Source organism: Rathayibacter sp. SD072 (assembly GCF_017355185.1).
Classification (GTDB): Bacteria; Actinomycetota; Actinomycetes; order Actinomycetales; family Microbacteriaceae; genus Rathayibacter.
In genome coordinates this window covers 22042-28312 of record NZ_JADILJ010000045.1, presented here as the reverse complement: position 1 = coordinate 28312, position 6271 = coordinate 22042, and the positions used below count along the sequence as shown (strand labels likewise).

The following is a 6271-nucleotide window of genomic DNA, read 5'->3' as shown; positions in this document are numbered from 1 at the left end:
CCGTTCCACTCATCGGATCCCCCTCACCGCGCTCCGGAGAGGATCCCGGAGGTCGCCCGGCTCGGTGGATCGACGCCGTCGGAGTCCCGCAAGCGGTGCTGCGCAGAGGCGTGCGGCGCGCGGCGCGGACGGCGACGGCTCGAACGGCGACCGCGCCGCCGTGCCCACCACATCCGAGGGCCCCGGGCAAGGGGGTGAAGCTCTCGAGCGGGCGGCGGCTAGGACTGCGGGGGACAGCACGCTCCGGGATCCTCTCCGGAGCGCGGTGAGGGGGATCCGATGAGTGGAACGGTGCTCGATCCGGCGGCAACGGTCGTCGCCGAGGCGGAGGAGCGGCCGATCGCGACGGGCCGGCGGGTCGTGCGCCGGGTCCGCCGCTCCGCCCCGCGCGAGGACCGGGTCGTCGTGCTGCGGGCGACCGCCCTCGAGCTCGAGCTGCTGCAGGACGAGCTGCGGAGGATCGCGGAGTCGGCGTGCCTGGACGCCCGGACGGCGGCGCTCGCCCGGATGCGGGCGCTGCGGGAGGAGGAGCGGGGCTGGGCCGCGCTGGCGCTGCCCGACGCGCGACGAGTCCGTGTGCGCCTCCGACTCGAGCGCGACGGTCTGCGGCGCGACGGGATCGGCTGCCGGCACGTCGTCGGTCCGCGCCGGTGACGGGATATCACCCGCGGCGCGCAGGGGGAACCCTCTCCACCGTGCTCCCGCCCCGACGTAGCGTCGGCGGGACGATCGACGAGAGGTGGACGACGATGACCGGTGCGGTACCCCAGTGGGTGCACTTCGCGCGCAAGGAGCCGCAGACAGCGGCGATCGGCTCGCGGCGGATCGAGATCGGCGCCCCCGATGCGCTCGCCGGCGAGGTGCTGCTCACGGTCGCCGAGGACGGCGTGCCCCTGGGCTACGTGCTGCCGACCGATCCGCCGTCGTACCGCGCCCTGGGCGCGACCGGGTCGGCTCGGGTGGACACGATGGAGGATCTGATCGGTCTGCTCGCACCGGCGACCGCGGCGCCGCGGGGGAGCAGCGCCTGACGCGCCCTGCGCATCCGGTCGCGGTGCCGCGGCCCGCTACTCGGCGACGCTGAGGGCGAGGGCCACGCCGGGCGTCAGCAGCAGGTGCGCGGTCCGCAGGTCGCCCTCGCCCTGGTTCACCTCGAGCCAGTGCGGCTCTGTCGCGAGCACCTCGGCGACGAGCTGCTTCGCCTCCTGCACCGAGACGTCGCCCATCGTGTAGAGGCGGCCGCCGTAGTGGAGCTCGACGCGCGTCATGCGCGCGCCGCCGCATCCGGGACCGCTGACTCGGGCTCGGCCGTGATGCGCAGGCCCTGGGCGGTGTACGAGTCCTGCAGCAGTCGGCGGATCCACTCCGGGTTGATCGCGGGCGCGCGCCCGCCGAAGTACTTGAAGCGCAGCGGGATCGCGGGGTGCAGCCAGAGGGCGGTGCGCCCGTTGCCCGACCCGCTGCTGTCCTTCCACGAGAGGTAGAAGCGCTCGCCCTTGCCGAGCTTGGTGCCGATCACGACCTGCAGGTGGGCGAGGAGTCGATCCTCGAAGTCCGCCTCGGTGCTCGAGTCGTAGAACAGTCTGCCCATCGTGTCTCCCGCCGTCGCAGACGTCCCGGGCGGACGCCGTGCCCGCACGCTCCGATCCGCGCAGATCCTCCACGCTACGGGGAGCCTGTGCGTTCGGGTCCGGGGGTTGACTGCTCCGATGCCGATCACGATGTCGGCCGCCACGGACTGGACGCGTCGGTGAAGTCGAGGAAGTCGATGTCGGGGATGTCGGCCATCTCGTCGCTCCACGAGGGGCGGGCGGGCTGCATCCGCCGCGTCTCCAGCTCGATGTGCGCGACGACCTCCTCGTCGATCGGATCGTCGCCCTGGCTGTTCTCGACCGGGGTCGAGTAGAGCTGGCTGGCGGGACCGATGAGCAGGTGCGCGTAGGCGCGGCTCCCGCCCTCGGTGACGACGGGGATCTGCACCACGTCCGATTTGCCGACGTCGGCGAGGGCGCGCGCGTAGCGGAGGACGGCCTTGCAGGTGACGTCCCCGACGAGCATGTGGCCGCTGGAGTAGTGCAGTCTTCTCATGCCGGACACCCTGCGCCCGCGGCGACCCCGGGGTGAAGAGGATTGCCAGCGCGGCAGTCGGGGCGTAGGGGCCCTAGAGCGTGGTGGTGGTCGAGACCACTCCGTGCGCCACGTCGCGGAGCTTCGCGCCGGTGCGACGGGCGTGCGCGCGGAGCAGGGTGAAGGCCTTGTCCACGCTGATGTTCTGCCGCTCGGCGAGCACGCCCTTGGCCTGCTCGATGACGACGCGGGAGTCGAGCGCCCGCTGCAGCTGGGCGGCGATGTCGTTCTGCTCCCGCAGCGTCTCGCTGAACACGAGGCCGAGGGTCGCGACGTCGGCGAGCGCCTGCACCACGGCGATGTCGTTGTCGCTGAAGGGGCCGGGCTCCCTCGTGAAGAGGTTGATCGCGCCCAGGGTGCGGTCGCGGTGGCGCAGCGGAGTCGCGTGCACGGCGCGGAATCCGCGCTCGAGGGCGGTGCGAGAGAAGTCGGGCCAGCGGTCGGTCGCGGCGAGGTCGGCCGATTCCACGACCGCTCCGCCGTGGAACGCCTCGAGGCACGGGCCCTCGGTCGTGCCCAGTTGCTCCTCTTCGAGCTCGGCCGCGCGCTCGCTCGTCGAGGCCATGACGTGCAGCACGCCGTCGGCGTCGGCGAGCACGATGCCGGCGTCCGCCGCCGCGGTGAAGCGCGTCGCCGCCTGCACGAGCGTGTCGAGGGTGTCGATGACGTCGTGCTCGGGGCGCAGGGCGTCGGCGAGCGCGACGAAGACGTCGGCGAGGCGGGCTTCGCGATCGGAGGAGGTCATGCATCGAGGGTAGGGACGGCGGCGCTGGGAGGGGAACCCGGTTCCGCGACCGCTTCGCTTCCCGTCTGAGCGGTCCGTCGCGTGCGGCGCACAGGTGGCACTGCCAGACGATCGTCGTGGAGTCAACGGTCTCCTCACATTCGAGAAGCCCGATTTACAGTCCTCACATCCCGGTGGAGACGCGTGACCGACTCGGAGCGCGAGGCCCGCCGGAGGACGAGGGGAGTCGATCATGTCGAGAGACGACGTAGCGCCGGGGCGGTTCGCGCGATTCGTGAAGTGGGTGCCGCGCGCCGACGGCTGGGAGCCCCAGTACCTGCGCGGGCGGGTCCTGGCCAAGAAGGACGGCGAGTGGATCGTCTCGGTCAACGGCCAGGAGACCCGCGTGATCAAGAAGGAGTGGAGCGTCTACCGCTGACGCTCCCGGGCGAGGACGGAGGGGTGCCGTGATGCTGCCCGATCGACGCAGCCCCGAGGTCCGCGAGGCGCGGCCGGGACTGTTCGTGCTGGAGCTGCGGCGCACGCTGACGCGGCCGGCGGAGGAGCTGGGCGTCGTGGTGCGGACCGGGGGGACCTGGACGGCGCTGAGCCTGGAGGGCGTGGCGGCGGGCGTGGACACGTTCCACGAGGCGGTGTCGGCGCTGGCGCGGCCCTGACGCTGTCCGCAACCGAGGTCGGGAGGCCCGGAGAGCGCCCGGACGACGGATACCGACCCTGCCGACCTCGGTTGCGTACTCAGAGGTGGCGGCCCGGCCGCTGCACGCCGATGACGGTGAGCGCGATCGACCCGGTGGTGCCCTGCGCGGCGGTCGGCGACGACTCCGCGAGCCGCAGGGTCAGGCGGAGGTGATCCGTCGCTCCGACCGCGAAGGCGGGGGAGGCGGGCAGGTCGATCCGCGCGGTGGCGGGCCGGTCGGGCGCGATCGGAGTGATCGTGCCGCCGCAGGTCGCCCCGTCGGTCGACCAGGGCTGCGAGCAGCGGTCGAGCGCGATCTGCAGGCCGTCGGAGCTGCTCGCCCCCACGACCGGGGCCGAGGACTCGAGCTGCAGGGCCGCGACGGCGACGGTGCCCGTGTTGGTGACGTCGACGAGGCGGCGGGCGGTGCCTCCGGGCACGAGCCCGGTCACGGCGACGGGGACGGTCGTCGTGGCGGTGGCGCTGAACGAGACGGTGACGACTCCGGCCCGCGCGCCCGCGACGGCCGTGTCGCGCGCGTCGAAGAGCGCGGTGGCCGTGGCCGCGCCGCCGAGGACGAGCGCGGCGGCGAGACCGGCGGCGAGCAGCATCCGGCGGCGGGGGCGCTCGGCGCGGTGGGCGGCGCCGCTCACGGGGCGGCCTCGGCGGCGGGCTCGGGCTGAGCGGCCGCGCCGGCTGCGGGAGCGGATGCCGACGCGCCGGGCCTGCGCCAGATGACCACCAGCACGGCCGTGACGATGAGAGCCCCGCCCGCCGCGAACAGCGCGAAGCGCGCCTCCGGGGTCGTCAGCGCGATCCCCGGCCAGCCGAGCAGCGGCACGACGGCCTCCTCGCGCCAGACGCGGTCGTCGGCGATGGTCAGGATCCACGGGTCCGCAGCGGCGTTGTTGTCGCCCTTCGTGGTCAGGGCGAGCTCTCCCGCGTCGTGGTCGCGCAGCTGCGCCGCCTCCTCCTCGGAGTAGACCGACGTCACCCGGTGGATCACGCGGCGAGAGGAGGCGGTGGGGTCGGTGAAGACGACCACGTCGCCCGCGCGGATCTCGGACTGCGCGGCGGGCATCGTGACGGCGAGCGAGCCGACGGGCATGCCGGGGGCCATGGAGTTCGAGAGCACGGGCACGAGGCGGATCACTCCGAGGGCCGAGAGGGCGAACGCGGCGACGCCCGCGAGAGCGAGCAGGGCGACGAGCACGCCGGCGAGGGCGCCGAGCAGACGGCGGATCACGCGGACTCCTCCCGGCTGCGGCGGACGAGCAGCACACCGGCGCCGAGCGCGAGCAGCGCGCCGAGCAGAGCGGCGCCGAGGTCGCGGCCGGTCACGGCGAGGCCGCCGGGCGAGGCGGGGCCGACGTCGGGGATCGGACCGGCGATCGGCGCGCCGGATCCCGTATCCGCTCCCGCCACCGAGAACACGACCCGGAGCGACCCGTCCGCGTTCTCGAGCGCGTTCCCCGCCGACTCCGGGAACGCGACGCGCACCCGGACGCCCACGGTCGCGCCCTCGGCGATCGGCCGGGCGGTCTCGAGACGGCCGAGGGCCGAGGCGGGCCCGGCGCCCAGGGGCACGTCACCCGACGCGCAGGTGAAGCGCTCGATCGTGCGGCCCTCGGGGGTCAGCTGGGGCACGGCGTCGAAGGGGGAGTCGCAGAGGTCGACCGCGAGACGGAGGCCGTCCTCGTCCGTGGGCAACGCGCCGTCGGAGTCGAAGCCGACCGCGAGGGCGTGCCCGGTGCTGTCGGTGTTCGTCACCTCCGCGGCCCACTCCGACGAGTCGCCCGGGGCGAGGTCGGCGAGGGCGAGGGTGGAGGAGGAGCGCTCGCGCACGTCGAGGACGTCGCGCTGCTCGGCGCTCGCCGCGGGCGCGAGGAGGACCGTCGCGAGGACGGCTCCGAGCGCGCGGGCGGCATGCATGGTGACTCCGGGGGAAGAAGGGGGTCCGCGCCCGACCGCGAGGGCCGGGCGCGGACGAGGGGACTACTGCTGGAGGCCGTCGCGCTGGATCGCGGCAGCGGTGTAGGTGATGGTCGCCGCGGCGTTCTCGTAGTCGTTGTCGGCGGCCGTCGGCAGCACGAGCTCGACGAGCGAGTTCAGCGTCGCGCCGGTGCCGGTGTCGGACGGGAAGGTGCCGTCGGCGGTGGGGGCGAGGCCGAAGTCGGCCGGGGTGAAGTCGATCGCGTTGGCGACGCCGCCGATGGTCGACAGCTTGCCCTGCGAGGTGACGGTCGTCGTGCCGGCGCAGTCGTACGGGCCGGCCTCTCCGGCGGCGTCGTCGTTGGTCCAGGCGACGGAGCAGGTGAGCAGGCGGTAGTCGAGGCCGTCGGTCCCGGTGACGAGCGACTCGCCGAGGCCGGTCAGCGCCGGGTCGTCCGTGCCGAGGGTCTCGGCGGTGACGTCCTGGTAGAAGCGGACGGACTCGACGAGGTCGCCGTCGTTCGTCGCGTTCGGCAGCTCGATCAGCAGCGGGCGCTGCACCGTGTCGCCGGGGGCGATGTCCTCGATCACCCAGTCGCCGGTGGCGACGATGTCGAGCTGACCCGCGTCGACGGTCGTCTCGGCGGTGTCGGAGTCGGTGAACACGGCGAAGGCGCCGGCGCCGGCGAGCGCTCCCGCGGCGAGCAGGACACCTCCGGTGAGGGCGATCTTCTTCCACGGGGTGGTGCGGGTGGGTCGGGGTGCTGCGGAGGTCATGGCGACCGTTCCTC

General features: G+C 74.0%; 12 protein-coding genes. 4 read left to right on the top strand and 8 right to left on the bottom strand.

The annotated features are described in order from the left end of the window. Positions 1-279 precede the first annotated feature (279 nt). Both IOC53_RS15405 and IOC53_RS15400 read left to right on the top strand, forming a co-directional pair. Positions 280-654: a hypothetical protein gene (locus IOC53_RS15405; protein ID WP_207407062.1), complete on the top strand. Its 375-nt coding sequence runs from the start codon at positions 280-282 to the stop codon at positions 652-654. 95 nt (positions 655-749) lie between these two features. Next, positions 750-1031 (top strand): hypothetical protein, encoded by a 282-nt coding sequence (locus tag IOC53_RS15400; protein ID WP_207407060.1) that lies wholly within the window; start codon positions 750-752, stop codon positions 1029-1031. Between the two features lie 36 nt (positions 1032-1067). Here the strand turns inward: IOC53_RS15400 and IOC53_RS15395 are convergent, their stop codons facing one another. The 4 genes from IOC53_RS15395 to IOC53_RS15380 form a co-directional block, all read right to left on the bottom strand. Next, positions 1068-1268: a hypothetical protein gene (locus tag IOC53_RS15395; protein ID WP_207407058.1), complete on the bottom strand. Its 201-nt coding sequence runs from the start codon at positions 1266-1268 to the stop codon at positions 1068-1070. Then, positions 1265-1591 (bottom strand): ATP-dependent DNA ligase, encoded by a 327-nt coding sequence (locus IOC53_RS15390; RefSeq protein WP_207407056.1) that lies wholly within the window; start codon positions 1589-1591, stop codon positions 1265-1267. The genes IOC53_RS15395 and IOC53_RS15390 overlap by 4 nt, the downstream gene beginning before the upstream one ends. 125 nt (positions 1592-1716) lie before the next feature. Next, entirely contained in the window at positions 1717-2088 is a 372-nt protein-coding gene (locus IOC53_RS15385; protein WP_207407054.1) for a hypothetical protein, read from the bottom strand. Positions 2089-2161: 73 nt separating this feature from the next. Further along, complete coding sequence (locus IOC53_RS15380; protein WP_207407051.1) at positions 2162-2872, bottom strand: GAF and ANTAR domain-containing protein; 711 nt, start codon at positions 2870-2872, stop codon at positions 2162-2164. A 232-nt stretch (positions 2873-3104) separates the two neighbouring features. Here IOC53_RS15380 and IOC53_RS15375 point away from each other — a divergent pair, with 232 nt between their 5' ends. Both IOC53_RS15375 and IOC53_RS15370 read left to right on the top strand, forming a co-directional pair. Then, complete coding sequence (locus IOC53_RS15375; RefSeq protein WP_207407049.1) at positions 3105-3290, top strand: hypothetical protein; 186 nt, start codon at positions 3105-3107, stop codon at positions 3288-3290. A gap of 28 nt (positions 3291-3318) precedes the next feature. Beyond that, complete coding sequence (locus tag IOC53_RS15370) at positions 3319-3528, top strand: hypothetical protein (RefSeq protein WP_207407048.1); 210 nt, start codon at positions 3319-3321, stop codon at positions 3526-3528. A gap of 79 nt (positions 3529-3607) precedes the next feature. Here the strand turns inward: IOC53_RS15370 and IOC53_RS15365 are convergent, their stop codons facing one another. The 4 genes from IOC53_RS15365 to IOC53_RS15350 all read right to left on the bottom strand — a co-directional run bounded on the left by IOC53_RS15365 (position 3608) and on the right by IOC53_RS15350 (position 6257). Further along, on the bottom strand, positions 3608-4201 hold the full coding sequence (locus IOC53_RS15365) for a peptidase (RefSeq protein ID WP_207407047.1): 594 nt from the start codon (positions 4199-4201) through the stop codon (positions 3608-3610). Further along, positions 4198-4794, bottom strand: coding sequence for a signal peptidase I (locus IOC53_RS15360; protein ID WP_207407046.1), 597 nt, complete (start codon positions 4792-4794; stop codon positions 4198-4200). Before IOC53_RS15360 ends, IOC53_RS15365 begins: the two co-directional genes overlap by 4 nt. Further along, on the bottom strand, positions 4791-5480 hold the full coding sequence (locus IOC53_RS15355; RefSeq protein ID WP_207407045.1) for a hypothetical protein: 690 nt from the start codon (positions 5478-5480) through the stop codon (positions 4791-4793). The genes IOC53_RS15360 and IOC53_RS15355 overlap by 4 nt, the downstream gene beginning before the upstream one ends. Before the next feature lie 63 nt (positions 5481-5543). Next, positions 5544-6257, bottom strand: coding sequence for a TasA family protein (locus tag IOC53_RS15350; RefSeq protein WP_207407044.1), 714 nt, complete (start codon positions 6255-6257; stop codon positions 5544-5546). Positions 6258-6271: the final 14 nt, after the last annotated feature.